The organism is Acidovorax sp., from assembly GCF_027492855.1.
Taxonomy (GTDB): domain Bacteria; phylum Pseudomonadota; class Gammaproteobacteria; order Burkholderiales; family Burkholderiaceae_C; genus Acidovorax.
In genome coordinates this window covers 1-18906 of the sequence record NZ_JAPUDY010000042.1, presented here as the reverse complement: position 1 = coordinate 18906, position 18906 = coordinate 1, and the positions used below count along the sequence as shown (strand labels likewise).

Below are 18906 nucleotides of genomic sequence, written 5' to 3'. Positions count from 1 at the left end.
GCTCTGTCGGGCGACGGCAACACCCTGGCGGTGGGGGCGTACCAGGAGAGCAGCAACGCCACGGGGATCAACGGCGACCAGGCGAACAACGCGGCCAGCCAATCTGGTGTGGTCTATGTGTTCACCCGCAGCGCCAGCACCTGGAGCCAGCAGGCCTATGTGAAGGCCAGCAATACCGGGGCGGGTGACAACTTTGGCCGCAGCGTGGCCCTGTCGGGCGACGGCAACACCCTGGCGGTAGGGGCCTATGCGGAGGACAGCAACGCCACCGGCGTCAACGCCGTTGGCGGCCAGGCGAACAACTCGGCCAGCGACTCCGGTGCGGTCTATGTGTTCACCCGCAGCGCCAGCACCTGGAGCCAGCAGGCCTATGTGAAGGCCAGCAATACCGGGGTGGATGACAACTTTGGCTACAGCGTGGCCCTGTCGGGCGACGGCAACACCCTGGCGGTGGGGGCCTGGAGGGAGGACAGCAACGCCATCGGCATCAATAACGACGAAACGAACAACTCGGCGACTGACTCCGGTGCGGTCTATGTCTTCACCCGCAGCGCCAGCACCTGGAGCCAGCAGGCCTATGTGAAGGCCAGCAATACCGGGGCGGGTGACAACTTTGGCTGGAGCGTGGCCCTGTCGGGCGACGGCAACACCTTGGCGGTGGGGGCCTGGAGGGAGGACAGCAACGCCATCGGCATCAATAACGACGAAACGAACAACTCGGCGACTAACTCCGGTGCGGTCTATGTGTTCACACGCAGCGCCAGCACCTGGAGCCAGCAGGCTTATGTGAAGGCCAGCAATACCGAGGCGGTTGACTTGTTTGGCTGGAGCGTGGCCCTGTCGAGCGACGGCAACACCCTGGCGGTGGGGGCCCACTGGGAGGACAGCAACGCCCAAGGCATCGGCAGCGACCAGGGGGACAACTCGGCCAACAACTCCGGCGCGGTCTACGTCTTCACCCGCATCGGCGGCACCTGGAGCCAGCAGGCCTATGTGAAGGCCAGCAATACCGGGGCGTATGACTTGTTTAGCTACCGCGTGGCCCTGTCGAGCGACGGCAACACCCTGGCGGTAGGTGCCTGGGGGGAGGACAGCAGCGCCACCGGTGTCAACGCCGGTGGCGGCCAGACGGACAACGCGGCTGGCGACTCCGGCGCGGTCTATGTGTTCACCCGCAGTGCCAGCACCTGGAGCCAGCAGGCCTATGTGAAGGCCAGCAATACCGGGGGGGGTAACTACTTTGGCATCAGCGTGGCCCTGTCGGGCGACGGCAACACCCTGGCGGTGGGGGCCTATGGAGAGGACAGCAACGCCACCGGCATCAACGCCGTTGGCGGCCAGGCGAACAATGCGGCTAGCAATGCCGGTGCTGTCTATGTCTATTGAATACCCGCCCAGCGGGATGCGCAGGCCCTGCTGAAGACCGCCCCGCCGTGGCCACGGCCCCATAGAGCCTGCCGCCCTCGGAAGGCGTGAATGGCGGGTGAGCCCGGCGTGCCTGCTCAGTCCTTTACCAGCGCCCACACCAGCGCCACCCCCGCTGCCAGCAGGTCGCCGGTGAAGGGGCTGTTGTCGTCGGCATCCCGTGCACCGGTGAACGCCCGCTTTTGCCGCTCGCGCTCAGCCCGCGTGCGGTCGCGCTCCAGGGCGACCAGGGCGTCGCCGATGTCCACCGGCGTAGGGTGGGTGGCGCGGTGGCTGGTGGCTTTGGCGTAGCCTTCCATGGCGCGCACCACGGCCTCGGGGTCGATGAGGGAGAACGCGGCGCGGCAGTAGGGGCAGGCGTGGTCTTTGCGGATGTCCACGGGAGCGCCACAACTGGTGCAGTAGATGGCGCCCACGCGCTGGGCGAGGTCGTCGATCTCGGGGCGCGTCATGTGGCGCACAAAACCTTTTTCGACCATGAACGACGAGAAGCTGCTGAAGCGGCCATGCTGGCGCGCGCAGCGGTAGGTGATGTAGCGGCCGCTGCGCACCAAATCAAAGCCTTTGTCCAGCGGGCCCACGCAGCGCGGGCAGGCCATGCGGCTGTCCAGGGGCTGATGCTGGTCGGTGCGGTGCTCGTGCAGCAGGCGAAACAGCTCGACCACCGCAGCGGGCGTGAGCTGGAGGTTTTCGTGCCGGTCAAACCACAGGCCCTGGCAGGCAAAGCAGATGTCTAGCTCCAGCGGCTCGCCCCGGTGGCTGGCAAACCGGTGGACCTGCATGGGCTGGCGGCAAGAGGGGCAGGAGGGCTGGGGCTGCATGGCGGTGGTGCGGTTCAAAGCAGTCCAAATCCTAACCCGGCCACCGTGCAGCCTGCCCGGCCGCTTTTGCAGCGGTAGCATTCGCGCCTCAACAACAATAGGAAACCAACAACATGGGATTCATGAACTGGCGCGTGAAAAGCGCCGATGTGCTGCAACAGGGCGGCGTGATTGCGCCCGACGAGCGGCTGCCCTGGCCGCAGACGGCGGTGATGGGTGTGCAGCATGTGATTGCGATGTTTGGCGCCACGGTGCTGGCGCCCATCCTGATGGGCTTTGACCCGAACGTGGCGATTTTGATGAGCGGTGTGGGCACGCTGATCTTCTTCCTGGTCACCGGGGGCAAGGTGCCCAGCTACCTGGGGTCGAGTTTTGCTTTCATCGGCGTGGTGATAGCGGCCACGGGTTATGCGGGCCAGGGGCCCAACGCCAACATTGCCGTGGCTTTGGGCGGCATCATCGCCTGCGGCCTGCTCTACACGCTGATTGGCGTGCTGGTGCAGGCCATCGGCACGGGCTGGATCGAGCGTTTTATGCCGCCGGTGGTGACGGGATCGGTGGTGGCGGTGATCGGGCTGAACCTGGCGGGGATTCCCGTCAAGAACATGGCGGCCAGCAATTTTGATAGCTGGATGCAGTTGGTGACCTTTGTGAGCGTGGGCCTGGTGGCCGTGCTCACACGCGGCATGGTGCAGCGCCTGTTGATTTTGGTGGGGCTGATCGCCGCAAGCATCATCTACGCGGTGCTGACCAACGGCATGGGCCTGGGCAAGCCCATCGACTTCTCCATTCTGGCGAACGCGGCCTGGGTGGGCATGCCCAACTTCGCCGCCCCGGTGTTCGACGGCAATGCCATGCTGCTGATCGCGCCCGTGGCCATCATCCTGGTGGCCGAGAACCTGGGCCACATCAAGGCCGTCACGGCCATGACGGGCCAGGACCTGGACCGCTACATGGGCCGCGCGTTCATCGGCGATGGCGTGGCCACGATGGTGAGCGGCGGCGCAGGCGGCACGGGCGTGACGACCTATGCCGAGAACATCGGCGTGATGGCGGCCACCAAGATCTATTCCACCGCCGTGTTTTTGCTGGCGGGGGTGTTTGCGCTGGTGCTGGGCTTTTCCCCCAAGTTCGGCGCGCTGATCCAGACCATTCCGCTGCCGGTGATGGGCGGTGTGTCCATCGTGGTGTTCGGCCTGATCGCGGTGGCGGGCGCCAAGATCTGGGTGGACAACAAGGTGGATTTCTCGCAAAACAAGAACCTGATCGTGGCCGCCATCACCCTCATCCTGGGCACGGGCGATTTCACGCTCAAGTTCGGCCAGTTTGCGCTGGGCGGCATCGGCACGGCCACGTTTGGCGCCATCCTGCTGTATGCCTTGCTCAATCGCAAAGGCTGATGGGATTTGCCAGGGTTAACCCCTAATTCGTCAGCGGCAGCCGTTACGATTCCGGTTTGACCGGGGCCCTTCGTCCGTATGGCGAAGGGCCCCATTTCTTTTGTGGAGTCTGTTTTCATGTCCTTGGCCGATCGGGTGCTGTACCCCGACTTTCTCTCCCGCACGATGTCCGCCGACGAGGCGGCCGCCCTGATCCCTGCCGGTGCCCATGTGGGCATGAGCGGCTTTACCGGCGCGGGCTACCCCAAGGCGGTGCCGGGTGCGCTGGCGCGCCGCATCGAGCGCCTGAACGCCCAGGGCAAGGGCTTTCGCATCGGCCTGTGGACGGGCGCATCGACGGCGCCGGAGCTTGACGGCGCCCTGGCCCAGGTGGACGGCATCGAGATGCGCCTGCCCTACCAGTCCGACCCCACGGTGCGCCGCCAGATCAATGCCGGGCACATGCAGTATGTGGACATTCATCTGTCGCACGTGGCGCAGTTTGTGTGGTTCGGCTTTCTGGGCAAGCTGGACGTGGCCGTGGTGGAGGTGGCGGGCGTGCTGCCGGATGGGCGGCTGATCCCGTCGTCCTCGGTGGGCAACAACAAGACCTGGCTGGACCAGGCCGACAAGATCATTCTGGAAGTGAATGCCTGGCACAACCCACGGCTGGAAGGCATGCACGACATCTATTACGGCACCGACGTGCCGCCGCATCGCAAGCCCATCCCGATGACGCGGCCCGACGAGCGCATTGGCGAGCCCTATCTGCGCTGCGACCCATCCAAGGTGATTGCGGTGGTGATGACCAACCAGCCCGACCGCAACAGCGTGTATGCCGCGCCGGACGACACCTCGAACCGCATCGCGGGCCACATCATCGAATTTCTGCAGCACGAAGTGAAGAAGGGCCGCCTGCCCAAAGACCTGCTGCCGCTGCAATCAGGCGTGGGCAACATTGCCAACGCGGTGCTGGCGGGGCTGAACAACGGCCCGTTCGAGAACCTCACGGCCTACACCGAGGTGCTGCAGGACGGCATGCTGGACATGCTGCGCTCGGGCACACTCGCCAGCGCCTCGGCCACGGCGTTGTCGCTGAGCCCCGCCGCCATGTTGGACTTCAACGAGCGCATCGACTTCTACAAACAGCGCATCGTGCTGCGCCCGCAAGAGATCAGCAACCACCCCGAGCTGATCCGCCGCATGGGCCTGATCGCGATGAACGGCATGATCGAGGCCGACATCTACGGCAACGTGAACAGCACCCACATCATGGGCTCGGCCATCATGAACGGCATCGGCGGCTCGGGCGACTTTGCGCGCAACGCCTATCTGTCGATCTTCATGACGCCGTCACTGGCCAAAAACGGCGCCATCTCATGCATCGTGCCCATGGCCTCGCACGTGGACCACACCGAACACGACGTGCAGATCCTCGTCACCGAACAGGGCCTGGCGGACCTGCGCGGCCACTCGCCCACGCAGCGCGCCGAGATCATCATCGACCGCTGCGCGCACCCGGACTTTCGCCCCGCCCTGCACGACTACCTGGCCCGCGCCCGCAAAACGGCCGTGGGCCAGCACACGCCGCATGTGCTGAACGAGGCGCTGTCGTGGCACCAAAGGTATGTGGAGACGGGTTCGATGCGGCAGCGCCCGACGGCGTGAGCTTCAGCCCGATGTTCCTTCAAACATATCCGTCCCGTCCGTTCACGCTGAGCCTGTCGCAGCGCAAGGCTTCGACAGGCTCAGCCCGAACGGTTCGGACGGTTCGAACGCGAATCCGTATCAGCCCAGAAAACGCCCTGCGCCGTTGAGCACGCCCAGCTCGATGAACCGCGAGCCCACATAGGGCGCCTGGCCGCTGTAGTCGACCACGAAGCCGCCCATGTCCCAGTTGCGAATGCCCGCCAGCGCGTTGCGCAGCTTGGCGCGGCTGGGGTCGGAGCCCGCGCGCTCCAGGCCTTCGGCCAGCACGCGCATGTTGACGTAGGCCTCCAGGCTGCCCAGCGTGAAGTCCTGGTGGCCGCTGGCGCGCATGGCGGCCTGGTAGTCGCGCACCAGCTGCGTTTTGGCGCGGTTGGGGTCGGGCATGACCATGGTGACGGCAATGCCGCTGCCTTCTTCGCCCAGTTTACGCAGGCCGTCGCTGGTCAGCGTCACGCTCACCCCGGCCATCAGCACGCCAGGCACCGTGGCCTTGAGGCCGCGCACCAGTTCCACCGAGGCCGCGCCCGCCGTGGCCAGCAGCACGGCGGTGGGGCGGGCCTCGGCCACCTTGGCCAGCACCTCGGCCAGGTTCTTGCCGTCGGTGGCCAAAGCGGCCTGGACAGAAGGCCGAACGCTCTGCTCGGACAGCGCGCGCGTGGCGTCGTCCAGCATCTCGCGGCCATAGCCGTTGTCCAGGTACACCACGCCGATACCTTTGAGCCCCATGCCCACCAGGCGCTGCACCAGGCGGCGCACTTCGTCGGTGTAGCTCGCGCGCACATGGAACACGTTGCGCCCGCCCTTGCGCAGCGACGATGCGCCGGTGAGTGGCGCCACATAGGGGATGCCCGCTTCTTCGACCAGCGGCAGGATGGCCGTGTTGTTGGGCGTGCCCACACACGACAGCAGCGCAAAGGCGCTGCCCTGGTCGATCATCTGCTTGATGTTGCTGGTGGTGCGCTGCGGCACGTAGCCGTCGTCCACCATGCTGAACTGCAACTTGCGGCCATGGACGCCGCCCCGGCCGTTGATGTGGGCGAGCGCTGCGTCTGCGCCTTGCTTGATGTCCTGGCCAAAGCCCGCCAGGGGGCCGCTGAGCGCTGCCGAACAGCCGATGGAAAGGGTCTTGCCGGTGATACCGCCCTCTTGCGCCCACGCATTGCGCATGAACGTGGGGGCTGCCAAAGCAGCGGTGGAACAAGAGGCAAGGGTGACAAACTGGCGACGCTGCATGAAGAACCAACTCCGGGAAAAAAGCACAATGGCACAACCCGGGCATGCTGCTGAATATGCGTGCAGACCCGGCAAGCCGCCGACCCCCGGGGAAAGCAAAATATTCTAGTTAACAATGTTGCAGGAACGTTAGTGCCCTGCCTCTACTCTCGTCCGATACCGCCATGTCCATCTGGAAAAAGCCCGCCAGCCTCGCGGAGTTCAACGCCGCCAACCACAACACCGCCGCCCAGCACCTGGGCATCGAAATCACCGAGCTGGGTGACGATTTCGTGCGTGGCCGCGTGCCGGTGGACCACCGCACCAAACAACCGTTTGGCCTGCTGCATGGCGGCGTGAGCGTGGTGCTGGCCGAGTCGCTGGGCTCCATCGGCGCCTACTACGCCAGCCCCGAGGGCCACAACGCCGTGGGCCTGGACATCAACGCCAACCACCTGCGCTCGGCCACCAGCGGCTGGGTCACGGGCACGGCGCGGCCAGTGCACCTGGGGCGCAGCACCCATGTGTGGCAGATTGAAATGGTGAATGACGAGGGGGAGCTGACCTGCGTGTCGCGCCTCACCATGGCGATCCTCGCGCCGAGATAGAGCACATCCCCCTGAGGCACTGACCGCTCGGTGCTGGTCGCCAGAGGCGACAGCTCTTCGGGCCGTCCAAGCCTGCGCAGGCAGGCTTGGAGCCGCGGCCCTCAGACCCTTCTCTCTACGCGCTACGCGCTCCGGGAAGGGGGACACCGCCAGCGCGGCGGTCCTGGCCTGGGGCGTGCCAGTTTTCACCCCATTGCCCAATCATCCGCATGCCTCAGATACTGTCCCATCCGTTCGGGTTATGGGCACAAAACCTGGAGCAGGTCAGCAATCAGAGAAACCACCATCCAGCGCTTGATGAATAAGCGCTGGCAGCTATCTATTCAGTAGCATTCTGCTGCGCCAGGCGCTCGCTTTTCCAGTACACGTCATCGCCGCCGTCCATGCGGTTGAGCACGCGGGCGAGCACGAACATCAGGTCGGACAGGCGGTTGAGGTATTGGCGCGGCGCGTCGTTGATCGTCTCTGCCGCGCCCAGCGCCACCACCACCCGCTCGGCGCGGCGGGCCACGGTGCGGCACACATGCGCTTGCGCGGCGGCGCGGGTGCCTGCGGGCAGGATGAACTCCTGCAGGCGCGGCAACGCGGCGTTGTGCTCGGCCAGGGCTTCGTCCAGCGCCAGCACGGCCTCGGGCTTGAGCAGCTCGAAGCCCGGAATCGACAGCTCGCCCCCCAGGTTGAACAACTGGTGCTGCACCTCGACAAGCAACGTGCGCACGCCCTCAGGCAGGCGCTCGCACAGCAGCAGGCCGATGTGGGAGTTGAGCTCGTCCACATCGCCCAGCGCATGGATGCGCAGGCTGTCCTTGGAGACACGTTCGTTGTTGCCCAGGCCGGTGGTGCCTGCATCGCCGGTGCGTGTGGCGATCTGTGTGAGTCGGTTGCCCATGGCGTTGCCTTGATGGTGATGACGAGTGAGCGCGGGCAACGGCTGTGCCGCCCGCAGAAAGGAGTATCTCTGAGCATGATTTTCCGCCAGCCCGGTGCGCAGGGCGTACTTCTTGGAACATCACCGCCACATTGCGACACGAAACGCCCCTTGGCAGTTACACCGCGCACGCAAATGTTGACCAGAGCAACAGCAGGCAAGAGTGCTGGCGCACAAGGCCTTGCTGCGGTGCAATGAAACCCTGTTCAACTTCAACGGAGCTCCGCTTCCATGAAAAAAGCACTGCAACGACGCACTTATTCGTTCGACACCCGCAGCGTGATGCTGTTTGCCGCCATCTCTCTGGGTGGTGCGGGCGCTCTGCACGCACAGCAGAGCACCGCGCCCGCTGCCCCCCCTGCCAAGGCAGCCCAGTTCGGTCCGGTGACCAAAGGCACCGGCGCAGCCACCACGGGCTCGGCAGGCTTCTCCACGGGACCCGACAGCCCATCGCCCGCTGCCAAGGCGGCCGCAGCCACCACCACCGCCGCCACGGAGGCCTTCGACCGGGCCGACACCAACAAGGACGGCAAACTAAGCGCCCAAGAAGCCGTCGCCCTGCCCGCCATCAGCCAGCGCTTCAAGGAGCTGGACGTTGACCAGGATGGCTCGCTGTCGCGTGCGGAATTCGACAAGGGCGTGAAGTCCTGATTCCGTCCATCAGCCCTCCCCAGCCTTGTCTGGCCTGGGTGGGCTGCTGTCGCTGTCTTGCAGGGGCCTGACCACCCCTGCGCCACAGTGCCCATGCCCCTGGCCGGGCCGGAACCCTGGTGGTATTCTTTTTGGATCACCCAGGAGACCCTTCCATGAACGCCCCCGCCGCCGCCGTCCATCTGCTGCCCGAAATCCATCTGCGCGATGTGCCACAAGCACTCATCGATGCGCTTCAGCAGCGCTTTGGTGCGCAGTGCTCCCTGGCCCAGGCCGTGCGCGAGCAGCACGGGCGCGACGAGGGCTCGCTGCAGGCGCCGCCGCCCTCGGCCGTGGTGTTTGCCGAAAGCACGGAAGACGTGGCCGACGCCGTCAAACTGGCCAGCCAATACGACGTGCCCGTGATCGCCTACGGTGCAGGCTCGTCGCTCGAAGGCCATCTGCTGGCCGTGCAGGGCGGCATCAGCATCGACGTGAGCCGCATGAACAAGGTGCTGAGCGTGAACGCCGAAGACCTCACCGTCACCGTGCAGCCCGGCATCACGCGCAAGCAGCTCAATGACGCGATCAAGGACACGGGCCTGTTTTTCCCCATCGACCCCGGCGCCGACGCTAGCATCGGCGGCATGAGCGCCACACGCGCCAGCGGCACCAACGCCGTGCGCTACGGCACCATGCGCGAGAACGTGCTCGCACTACAGGTGGTAACCGCCAGCGGCGAAGTCATCCACACCGGCACGCGCGCCAAAAAAAGCAGCGCGGGCTACGACCTCACGCGCCTCATGGTGGGCAGCGAAGGCACGCTGGGCATCATGACCGAGATCACCGTGCGCCTGTACCCGCTGCCCGAGGCGGTGAGCGCTGCGATCTGCTCCTTCCCGAGCATCGAGGCCGCCGTGCACACCGTGATCCAGACCATCCAGCTCGGCGTGCCGATCGCGCGCGTGGAGCTGATCGACCACCACACCGTGCGCATGGTCAACGCGCACAGCAAGCTGGGCCTGCGCGAAGAGCCCATGCTGCTCATGGAGTTCCACGGCTCGCCCGCCGGGGTGAAAGAACAGGCCGAGACGGTGCAGGACATCGCCAGCGAATTCGGCGGCCAGGCCTTTGAATGGGCCAGCACACCCGAAGAACGCACCCGCCTGTGGACCGCGCGGCACAACGCCTACTTCGCTGCCGTGCAAAGCCGCCCCGGCTGCCGCGCCATCAGCACCGACACCTGCGTGCCCATCAGCCGCCTGGCCGACTGCCTGCTCGACTCGGTGGAAGAAGCCGAAGCCAGCGGCATCCCCTACTTCCTCGTGGGCCATGTGGGCGACGGCAACTTCCACTTCGGCTACCTGCTCGACCCCAACATCCCCGAAGAGCGCGTAACCGCCGAAGCCCTGAACCACAAACTCGTGGCCCGCGCGCTCAGCATGGGCGGCACCTGCACCGGCGAGCACGGCGTGGGTATCCACAAAATGGGCTTTCTGCTCGACGAGACCGGCGCAGGCGCGGTGGACATGATGCGCGCCATCAAGCGCGCGCTGGACCCGAAGAACATCTTGAATCCGGGGAAGATTTTTGCGTTGTGAAGGCCCATGCTGCGGAGTCCCCTTGGCTCCCTTTCACTATGTATTTGATAGCTGTTTGCGCTTGATGGTATTGCGCTAGTAGCCAATTTTTCCCTGCTCTTTGGCATACCTCGGGTGCCTATCCCTTGGCACCTTTATCTTGTGTCTGCTAGCATCACGTTGCGATCTTCAATCGAAGCTAGCCGTAAGCGTTCACGTCAACCAACGCGCCACTTCTGCCGGCTTACGCCGGGGTTGATTTCTCTGTTTGCGCAGAGAAGGCGCCTTGCTTGACCGGCTTATGGAGCTTCCATGAACTTTTTTACCTCAATAGGTATTCGCAAACTCCCCGCACGATATGCAGGCACCGTCATGCCGCTCATTCTTTCTGTGCTCATGACATGTGTGGTCTCACTGATCAGCACGCTCAGAGGCGTAGGCTGGGGACCCCATTTCCTCAACGTCTGGCCCAGCGCCTGGGCATTGTCTTGGCTTGTGGCATTCCCGGTTTTGCTCTTGGTTCTGCCCATCGTGCGCAAGCTCACCGCTTTGGTCGTTCAACCGGCCTAACTACTGACTGCACGCGGAGCCACTGCATCATGTATCCGAGCAACGGCGGCGCCATCACCCTGCGCCACATGACCGAGCGCGATCTGCCGATGCTTCACGAGTGGCTCAATCGGCCCCACATCGTTGAGTGGTGGGGCGGTGAGGACGAACGCCCGACGCTGAACGAGGTGCAAGAGCACTATCTCCCGAACGCCATGGCAGAACGGTCCGTGACGCCCTACATCGCCATGCTGGGAGACGCGCCGGTTGGCTATGCCCAGTCATACGTTGTGCTCGGAAGCGGTGACGGATGGTGGGAGGATGAAACGGACCCCGGCGTAAGGGGTATAGATCAGTTTTTGGCCGACCCCACGCAGTTGAGCCGAGGCCTCGGAACAACGCTCGTGCGCGCGCTTGTCGAATTGCTGTTCTTGGATTCCGCCGTGACCAAAGTCCAAACCGACCCGGCGCCGAACAATCAACGCGCCATACGTTGTTATGAGAAGGCGGGGTTTGTGCAGCAGAAGCTCATCACCACACCCGACGGGCCAGCCGTTTATATGGCTCAAACACGCCAGGCGTTCGAGAGCGCACACAACGCTGCCTAGCCCCATTCCCAACTTGCAACCCCCCCATCACTATGGCCGCCATATTCGCCTTCAAATGCGCATGCTGCGGTGAGATCCATGAAGGATCCCCGAGCATTGGATACCGGATGCCCGATCAGTTTGCCCGCCTGTCCGAAGAGCAGCGCGCGACAATGGGCACGATCAGTAGCGACTTTTGCACCATCACCCACGAAGAGGGCGTGAACTACTTCATTCGCGCCGTTCTGGAAGTTCCGATTCATGGCATCGAGGAGCCCTTCTTGTGGGGAGTCTGGGTTTCTTTGAGCGAGAAGAGTTTTACGCACTACGCCGAAACCTACGATGCGCCGGTCGATGGTGACGGCTTCTTTGGCTGGGTCTGCAACTCGCTTCCGACCTATCCATACGAAGGTTCACGCGCAGCCGATGTGGTTGTGCAGCTTGGCGGCCAGCGTCCGAAGGTGGTGCTTCACAGGGGCGACCCTGAAGACGATCCACTGGTGATCGATCAGGTCAATGGAATCTCGGTGCTGCGGGCGCAACAAATCGCGGAGCGTGCAGTCGCTTGTCCTTCAACCCAATAACCGTCACATTCAACACGGAGATCACACGATGGATGAAGCACTTTTAATCGCCCGGCTATTTGTCGGCGTTCCGTTCGTCGTCTGGGGTGCGATGAAGCTTCACGGCGGGGCGGCAAAGCTTGTCCCGGCGCTTACGGCGCTTGGCCTGCCTGATGCGCCGCTTTTCGCCAGGTTGGTGGGGCTGTGCGAACTTGTCGGTGGCCTTGCCATCGTCCTCGGCTATCCCGTCCGAACGGTGGGCGTTTTGCTCGGTCTGTGGTGCCTGCTCACTGGCTACCTTGAGCACAAGGGCAACATCACCGAACTGCTCAAAAACGTCACCATGGCCGGTGGATTTTTTGCGCTCGCAGCCGTGGGCGGGGGAAGTCTGGCGCTGTTTCAGGGTATGCCGTCCGGCGTTTTTGCGTATTTACCGTAATTCGCGGCCCGCAGACAAGCCAGAGAACCGCTTCGTCTGCACCTGAGCGCGCGCTGTTGAAACTCTTCAATCGGCTGTTGACCCCTGCGGGTGTGCGGCCAGGCCCAGCGTGCCTTCCACACCCTGCGTGAAGCTACGTTCCTCGCGCAGGATGAAGCGCTTTTCCTGTGCCAGCGCGAAGTTGGCGCGGCCTTCGGGGTCGGTGCGCAGGCGGGCGCGATAGGTCTCGTACGCGGCCAGGGAGTCAAAGCCGATCAGGCCCCAGGCCTCGTAGTTGCTGCCCTCGTGCGGCAAGAAGTAGCCCAGCAAGTGCCCGCCGCAGCGCGGGATGATCTGACCCCAACGGCGCGCGTATTCGGCAAAAAGTTCGCGCTGAAAGGGGTCGATTTCGTAGCGGATGAAGCAGGTGATCATGGTGTTCAAAAGTCACTGGTTGGCAAGGGCTTCACGATAGGCCGTTGACGGGCATCGATGGTTCGCCCAAGATCGAACCATGAAAGACGGCCCCCACATTGCACGCATTGCCGCGCTTATTGGTGACAGCGCGCGCGCCGAGGTCCTCACGGCCCTGATGGCCGACCGCGCGCTCACGGCCACCGAGCTGGCCGATGTGGCTGGCGTGACCAAACAGACCATCAGCGCCCATCTGGCCAAGCTTCTCGACGCTGGCCTGCTGGCCGTGGAAAACCAGGGCCGGCACCGCTACTTCCGGCTGGCGGACCGGGATGTGGCGCAATTGCTGGAGTCGCTGATGAACGTGGCCTTTCGCGCCGGTGCGGTGCGCCTGCGTGCCAGCCCGCGCGAGCCTGCGCTGCGGCGCGCGCGGGTGTGCTACGACCACCTGGCGGGCGAGGTGGGGGTGCAGTTGCACGAGGCCCTGCTGCGCCAGGGCTACCTGCGCCCTGCGGGCGACGGCCTCACAGTGACGACGGCTGGGGCCGAATGGTTTGCCCACCAGGGCATCGATACCGCCGAGGTGGCGCGCCAGCGGCGCATGCTGTGCCGCCCCTGCCTGGACTGGAGCGAGCGGCGCCACCACCTGGGGGGCGCTTTGGGTGCGGCACTGCTGCAGCGCCTGCTGGAACGCGGCTGGGCCCGGCGCGACAAGGACTCGCGCGTGCTGCATTTCTCTGCAGAAGGCGAGCTGGCCCTGCGTGCCTGGCTAGCGCCTGCGGCGGGCGAACCTGCCAGCAATGATGTGGCCTTGCACGCCGCGCAAATACCGGCGGGCGCATGAAAACGGTACTGCTCTTCATGGCCACGGCGCTGGCCGAGATTGTGGGCTGCTACCTGCCCTGGCTGTGGCTGCGCCAGGGCAAGCCGGTGTGGCTACTGGTGCCCGCAGCGCTGAGCCTGGCCCTGTTTGCCTGGCTGCTCACGCTGCACGACACGGCGGGCGCGGGCCGTGTGTATGCGGCCTACGGTGGTGTTTACATCGGCGTGGCGCTGGCCTGGCTGTGGGCGGTGGACGGCATCCGCCCCACGCCATGGGATGTGGCGGGCGTGCTGGTCGCACTGGTGGGCATGGCGATCATCATGTTCCAGCCTACGCGCTGAGCCCCACGGTACCTCTGAGCGGGGCGCCACGCCGCGCAACAGGCGATTCGTTCACCGGTGGGCCCAAAAAAACCTGGGCAGCCGGACCGGCCGAAGGCAATGGCCTTTTCGCCATTCATCTCTTTTTTGCGTCAAACGCGAGGGCTGTTTGCCCGCTTTTTTGACCCTTCAAAATTATTATGTATTGTAAGTAGTTTGACAGGAGTTAACCATTTGCTGAATATTGGCCACTCCATACCGAGAACAACATAAGCCCACATTCTCATTTGTAGAAATGTTCGGGCGTTTTATTGCACCCACGAACGGATATACACATGAAAAAATGCCTGCTCGCTCTCAGTTTCTTCTTTTGTTGGCCGGTGTTTTCCCAGCCGCTGGTCATGGGTTTTCAGGAGGGCTCCGGCAGCTCGGGCGAAGCGCAATACGCCACCGACAAGTACGGCCCGTTTGTGGACGAGTTGGGCAAGTTTCTGAAGAAGGACATCAAGGGTGTGGGTTTGTCGCCCCACAATTTGTTTGATGCCGAAAAAACCAAGAACGTAGACATTCTGTTCACACGCGTGGCCTCTGTGGGCGGCTGGGCAATGGACAAACTGGGTTTTGTTTCGCTGGCCACTGTCAATGATCCCCGCGCCGTGGTGGTGGTGGGCGCGGCCACCCGCAACTACAAGGCCTTGAGCGACCTCAAGGGCACCCACCTGGCTTCGCCTGCCGTCACGTCCGAACCCTATCGCCTGTTCTCGATGGCCATGCAGCGCGCCGGGTATGCCAAGGACTACGTGATCTACCCGGTCAAGCTGCAGGGCACCATTCCCTTCGCGCTGGAGAACAACCTGGCCGAAGCGGGCGTCGTGACGGATGATTCCGCCGTTTACACCACACTTACCAAGGACCCCAAGACCCGCGTGCTCTTCAAGGTGGGCGATTTGCCACCATGGATCATCGTGGCCAACAGCCGCCTGGGTGAGGAGAACATCGAGCGCCTGCGCATTGGCCTGGCGGCATTTGCCAACGCTCCGGAGCGCCGCACCATTTTGCAGAATCTGCGCTTTGGCAAGCTGGGCGCGCCCAACGATGCGATCTACGTGCAAACTTTCCGCACGCTCTATCCCGAACTGGTGCGCTGACGGGAGCTGATCCGGCACAGGTATCTTTGCCAAGTTGCAACAACAGGGGCCACACGGACAATTCCGTGTGGCCCCTGTTGCCTTGCAGGCACGGGCACAGAGGTTAAGACGCCTCAATTCACCTTGATCAGCCGCCAGTCGATCCGGTTGTCCGGCCGCTGCACCAGTTCCACGTTTTTCTTCATGGCCCAGGCCAGCATCTGGTTGTGCAGGGGGATGTGGGCCACGGTGTCGTTCTGTAGCTGCAGGGCCTCCGTCAGCAGGCGGTTGCGCACGGGCAGGTCGGTCTCGGTTTTCACGCGGTCCACAACGTAGTCCATGCGTTCGTTGCTGTAGCGGCCCAGGTTGTAGTTGCCGTCGCCGCCCGTGGTTTTGGTGCGGGTGAGGGATTGCAGCGTGTAGAGCGCATCGAACGTGGGCACGCCCCAGCTCAGCAGGGAGATGCTGGCCTCGTGCCGCTGGGCCATGGGGTAGTAGGTGACGGCAGGCAACGTGCGCAGCTTGGCCTTGACACCGACGCGCGACCACATCGAGGTGATGGCCTGGCACAGCTCTTCGTCTTGCACGATGGCGTTGTTGCTGCAGGCAAAGTCCACCTCAAAGCCGTCTTTGTAGCCCGCCTGGGCCAGCAGCTCCTTGGCGGCGCTGGCGTCGTAGGCCAGGCGCTTATCCACGGCCTCGGTCCAGCCGTTGACCAGGGGCGACACCATGGCGCCCGTGGGTTTGGACATGCCGCGCATGGTCACGCGCTGCAGCGTGGCGCTGTCGATGGATTGGTACAGCGCCTTGCGCACGCGTGGGTCTTTCAGCGGGTTTTTGCCCTTGATGTTGCTGCCGGGCAGCTCGTCGCGGAACTGGTCCATGGCGAGGTAGACGGTGCGGTTCTCCACCATCTCCATCACCTTGAGGTTGGGGTGGGCGCGCAGGCGGGCCAGGTCCTGGATGCTGGTGTCGCGCACCATGTCCACCTCGCCCGACAGCAGCGCGGCAATGCGTGTGGCCTCGGACTTGATGGGCGCGTAGGTGATCTCGGTCACGTTGCCTTCGGCCTTGCCCGCGCTCCACCAGTTCGGGTTGGCGACAAAAACGATCCTCTGGTCGGGCACCCATTCCTTGAGCGTGTACGGCCCCGTGCCCATGGCGTTGCGGTGCGAGTAGGTTTCGTCCTTGGCCTTGATGTCCTTGGGCTCCACCGCGTTGTGTTTTTCGGCCCAGGCCTTGCTCATCACGCGCAGCTCGGTCAGCTGGTTGAGCAGCACCGGGTTGGGGTTTTTCAAGAAGATGTCGATGGTCTCGCCATCGACCTTGGCGATGCGGTCTATGCCCTGGGTGTAGATGGCGTAGGTGGAGGTCTTGCTCATGGCCCGCTGCAGCGAATAGACCACGTCGTCAGCCGTCATGGCAGAGCCGTCGCTGAACTTCACGCCCTGGCGCAGCTTGAAGCGCATCTGCGTGGGGCTCACCGGCTGCCACGACGTGGCCAGGAGCGGCTCGACCTTGAGCGTGCGGCTGTTGAACATCACCAGCGACTCGTAAACGGCCGCATGGATGCCGTTGCCCAAGGCGCTGTTCTGCGAGTGGATGTCCATAGACTGGATGTCGCTGGAGCCCGCCCACTTGAACGGTTTTGCCGACACGGTGGGGGACGCAATGGTTGCCAGGGCCAGGGTGGCGGCCGCCAGCAAGGAAGGCTTGAATGCCATGACGTGGTTTCCTTCATGAAATAGGAGAACCGGCAATATGCAGCAGGACGGCCTGGCCCCCAAAGCCCCTGCGGCGCCAGTGTGGTGCCCGGCAATCAAGGCGCGTCGCTGCTGATTGCGCAATCGCTGCGACTGCGATAAAGAGCCCCTCTCGGCAGGCCGCCACCCCCTGCTTTCGCCCCGGCACGGCCTCAAGAGGCCACCTGGATCGAAAAAAAACGCTTTACCCATCGGTAAATTTTGCATTACGAGATTCGATTGCAAAATTTGCAGCCGCAGACAGCCCCGAGCAAGGAGAATCAGAGAGCATCCGCGTTTGACCCCGCTGCAACCCAGCCGGGGGCATTTACATACTCTGTTTCGTGAGACAAGCCATGACGACCCAGCAACCGACCATCATCTACACCTTGACCGACGAGGCACCCCGTCTGGCCACGGCGTCCTTCCTGCCCATCGTGCGCGCGTTCGCGGCGCCCGCAGGCATCAACGTGACGGAGAGCGACATTTCCGTGGCCGCCCGCGTGCTGGGCGAGTTCCCCGAATTCCTGAAGGAAGAGCAGCGCGCGCCCAACACCCTGGCCGAGCTGGGCAAGAAGACGCTGCAGGCCGATGCCAACATCATCAAGCTGCCCAACATCAGCGCCTCGGTGTCCCAGCTCAAGGCGGCCATTGCCGAGCTGCAAGGCAAGGGCTATGCCCTGCCCGACTACCCGGACCAGCCCAAGGACGACAAGGAAAAAGAGATCAAGGCCCGCTACGGCAAGTGCATCGGCTCGGCCGTGAACCCTGTGCTGCGCGAAGGCAACTCCGACCGCCGCGCGCCCCGGGCCGTCAAGGAATACGCCCGCAAGAACCCGCACAGCATGGCCGAGTGGAGCCAGGCCTCGCGCTCGCATGTGTCGCACATGCACGCTGGCGACTTCTACCACGGCGAAAAATCCATGACGCTGGACCGCGCCCGTGACGTGAAGATGGAGCTGATCACCAAGAGCGGCAAGACCATCGTCCTGAAGCCCAAGGTCGCACTGCTGGACCGCGAGGTCATCGACAGCATGTTCATGAGCAAGAAGGCCCTGCTGGCTTTCTACGAGAAGGAAATCGAAGACGCACGCAAGACCGGCGTGATGTTCTCGCTGCACGTGAAGGCCACGATGATGAAGGTGTCCCACCCCATCGTGTTCGGCCACTGCGTGAAGATCTTCTACAAGGACGCGTTCGAAAAACACGCCAAGACCTTTGAAGAGCTGGGCGTGAACGTGAACAACGGCATGGTGGACCTGTTCACCAAGATCGAAACCCTGCCCCAAAGCCAGCGCGAGGAAATCAAGCGCGACCTGCACGCCTGCCACGAGCACCGCCCCGAGTTGGCCATGGTCGATTCGGCCAAGGGCATCACCAACTTCCACTCGCCCAACGACGTGATCGTGGACGCCTCCATGCCCGCCATGATCCGCAACGGCGGCAAGATGTGGGACGCCAACGGCCGCCTGAAGGACGTGAAGGCCGTGATGCCCGAATCGACCTTTGCCCGCATTTACCAGGAGATCATCAACTTCTGCAAATGGCACGGCGCGTTCGACCCCAAGACCATGGGCACGGTGCCCAACGTGGGCCTGATGGCCCAGCAGGCCGAGGAATACGGCTCGCACGACAAGACCTTCGAGATCTCGGAGGCTGGCGTGGCCAACATCACCGACCTGGCCACCGGCGAAGTGCTGCTGAGCCAAGACGTGGAAGAAGGCGACATCTGGCGCATGTGCCAGGTCAAGGACGCCGCGATCCGCGACTGGGTCAAGCTGGCCGTCACGCGCGCCCGCAACTCCGGCATGCCCGTGGTGTTCTGGCTCGACTCGTACCGTCCGCACGAGGCGCAGCTGATCACCAAGGTCAAGATGTACCTGCACGAGCACAACACCACCGGCCTGGACATCCAGATCATGAGCCAGGTGCGTGCCATGCGCTACACGCTGGAGCGCGTGATCCGTGGCCTGGACACCATCAGCGCCACCGGCAACATCCTGCGCGACTACCTCACCGACCTGTTCCCCATCATGGAACTGGGCACCTCGGCCAAGATGCTGTCCATCG

Annotated in this window: 19 protein-coding genes; 14 read left to right on the top strand and 5 right to left on the bottom strand. The window is 63.8% G+C overall.

The annotated features are described in order from the left end of the window. Positions 1-1386: FG-GAP repeat protein (locus tag Q0105_RS07900; RefSeq protein WP_298210506.1), on the top strand; the 1386-nt coding region annotated here is incomplete at its 5' end. Between the two features lie 116 nt (positions 1387-1502). Here Q0105_RS07900 and Q0105_RS07895 read toward each other — a convergent pair. Next, on the bottom strand, positions 1503-2246 hold the full coding sequence (locus Q0105_RS07895; RefSeq protein ID WP_298210510.1) for a zf-TFIIB domain-containing protein: 744 nt from the start codon (positions 2244-2246) through the stop codon (positions 1503-1505). Between the two features lie 113 nt (positions 2247-2359). Between Q0105_RS07895 and Q0105_RS07890 the strand changes: the two genes are divergently transcribed. Continuing rightward, a complete protein-coding gene (locus tag Q0105_RS07890) occupies positions 2360-3646 on the top strand; it encodes a solute carrier family 23 protein (protein WP_298210504.1) in 1287 nt (428 codons plus the stop codon). Between the two features lie 117 nt (positions 3647-3763). Further along, complete coding sequence (locus Q0105_RS07885; protein ID WP_298210502.1) at positions 3764-5293, top strand: acetyl-CoA hydrolase/transferase family protein; 1530 nt, start codon at positions 3764-3766, stop codon at positions 5291-5293. Positions 5294-5413: 120 nt separating this feature from the next. Here Q0105_RS07885 and Q0105_RS07880 read toward each other — a convergent pair whose 3' ends face one another. Further along, on the bottom strand, positions 5414-6568 hold the full coding sequence (locus Q0105_RS07880) for an ABC transporter substrate-binding protein (protein ID WP_298210500.1): 1155 nt from the start codon (positions 6566-6568) through the stop codon (positions 5414-5416). A 164-nt stretch (positions 6569-6732) separates the two neighbouring features. Between Q0105_RS07880 and Q0105_RS07875 the strand changes: the two genes are divergently transcribed. Next, complete coding sequence (locus Q0105_RS07875; RefSeq protein WP_298210498.1) at positions 6733-7155, top strand: hotdog fold thioesterase; 423 nt, start codon at positions 6733-6735, stop codon at positions 7153-7155. Positions 7156-7474: 319 nt separating this feature from the next. Here the strand turns inward: Q0105_RS07875 and Q0105_RS07870 are convergent, their stop codons facing one another. Beyond that, entirely contained in the window at positions 7475-8044 is a 570-nt protein-coding gene (locus tag Q0105_RS07870; protein WP_298210496.1) for a cob(I)yrinic acid a,c-diamide adenosyltransferase, read from the bottom strand. A gap of 270 nt (positions 8045-8314) precedes the next feature. Here Q0105_RS07870 and Q0105_RS07865 point away from each other — a divergent pair, with 270 nt between their 5' ends. From Q0105_RS07865 to Q0105_RS07840, 6 genes are all read left to right on the top strand, one after another. After that, positions 8315-8734: an EF-hand domain-containing protein gene (locus Q0105_RS07865; RefSeq protein WP_298210494.1), complete on the top strand. Its 420-nt coding sequence runs from the start codon at positions 8315-8317 to the stop codon at positions 8732-8734. Positions 8735-8889: 155 nt separating this feature from the next. Next, the gene (locus Q0105_RS07860) at positions 8890-10314 is read left to right on the top strand and encodes an FAD-linked oxidase C-terminal domain-containing protein (RefSeq protein WP_298210492.1); all 1425 of its coding nucleotides are present in this window, start codon (positions 8890-8892) and stop codon (positions 10312-10314) included. Positions 10315-10605: 291 nt separating this feature from the next. Continuing rightward, complete coding sequence (locus tag Q0105_RS07855; protein WP_298210490.1) at positions 10606-10863, top strand: DUF2798 domain-containing protein; 258 nt, start codon at positions 10606-10608, stop codon at positions 10861-10863. 29 nt (positions 10864-10892) lie between these two features. After that, a complete protein-coding gene (locus Q0105_RS07850) occupies positions 10893-11450 on the top strand; it encodes an AacA4 family aminoglycoside N(6')-acetyltransferase (protein ID WP_298210488.1) in 558 nt (185 codons plus the stop codon). A 32-nt stretch (positions 11451-11482) separates the two neighbouring features. Then, on the top strand, positions 11483-12013 hold the full coding sequence (locus tag Q0105_RS07845; protein WP_298210486.1) for a DUF2199 domain-containing protein: 531 nt from the start codon (positions 11483-11485) through the stop codon (positions 12011-12013). A gap of 28 nt (positions 12014-12041) precedes the next feature. Continuing rightward, on the top strand, positions 12042-12431 hold the full coding sequence (locus tag Q0105_RS07840) for a DoxX family protein (protein ID WP_298210484.1): 390 nt from the start codon (positions 12042-12044) through the stop codon (positions 12429-12431). Between the two features lie 66 nt (positions 12432-12497). Here Q0105_RS07840 and Q0105_RS07835 read toward each other — a convergent pair whose 3' ends face one another. Beyond that, positions 12498-12845 carry an NIPSNAP family protein gene (locus Q0105_RS07835; RefSeq protein ID WP_298210508.1) on the bottom strand — a complete coding sequence of 116 codons (348 nt, stop codon included), beginning with the start codon at positions 12843-12845 and terminating at the stop codon, positions 12498-12500. A gap of 79 nt (positions 12846-12924) precedes the next feature. Here Q0105_RS07835 and Q0105_RS07830 point away from each other — a divergent pair, with 79 nt between their 5' ends. From Q0105_RS07830 to Q0105_RS07820, 3 genes are all read left to right on the top strand, one after another. After that, on the top strand, positions 12925-13668 hold the full coding sequence (locus Q0105_RS07830; protein ID WP_298210482.1) for a helix-turn-helix domain-containing protein: 744 nt from the start codon (positions 12925-12927) through the stop codon (positions 13666-13668). Further along, on the top strand, positions 13665-13988 hold the full coding sequence (locus Q0105_RS07825; RefSeq protein WP_298210480.1) for a YnfA family protein: 324 nt from the start codon (positions 13665-13667) through the stop codon (positions 13986-13988). The genes Q0105_RS07830 and Q0105_RS07825 overlap by 4 nt, the downstream gene beginning before the upstream one ends. Before the next feature lie 314 nt (positions 13989-14302). Continuing rightward, a complete protein-coding gene (locus Q0105_RS07820) occupies positions 14303-15115 on the top strand; it encodes a PhnD/SsuA/transferrin family substrate-binding protein (protein ID WP_298210478.1) in 813 nt (270 codons plus the stop codon). A 113-nt stretch (positions 15116-15228) separates the two neighbouring features. Here the strand turns inward: Q0105_RS07820 and Q0105_RS07815 are convergent, their stop codons facing one another. Continuing rightward, on the bottom strand, positions 15229-16818 hold the full coding sequence (locus Q0105_RS07815; protein WP_298210476.1) for an ABC transporter substrate-binding protein: 1590 nt from the start codon (positions 16816-16818) through the stop codon (positions 15229-15231). A gap of 374 nt (positions 16819-17192) precedes the next feature. Between Q0105_RS07815 and Q0105_RS07810 the strand changes: the two genes are divergently transcribed. Then, on the top strand, positions 17193-18906 hold a 1714-nt coding region (locus tag Q0105_RS07810), incomplete at its 3' end, for an NADP-dependent isocitrate dehydrogenase (RefSeq protein ID WP_298210474.1).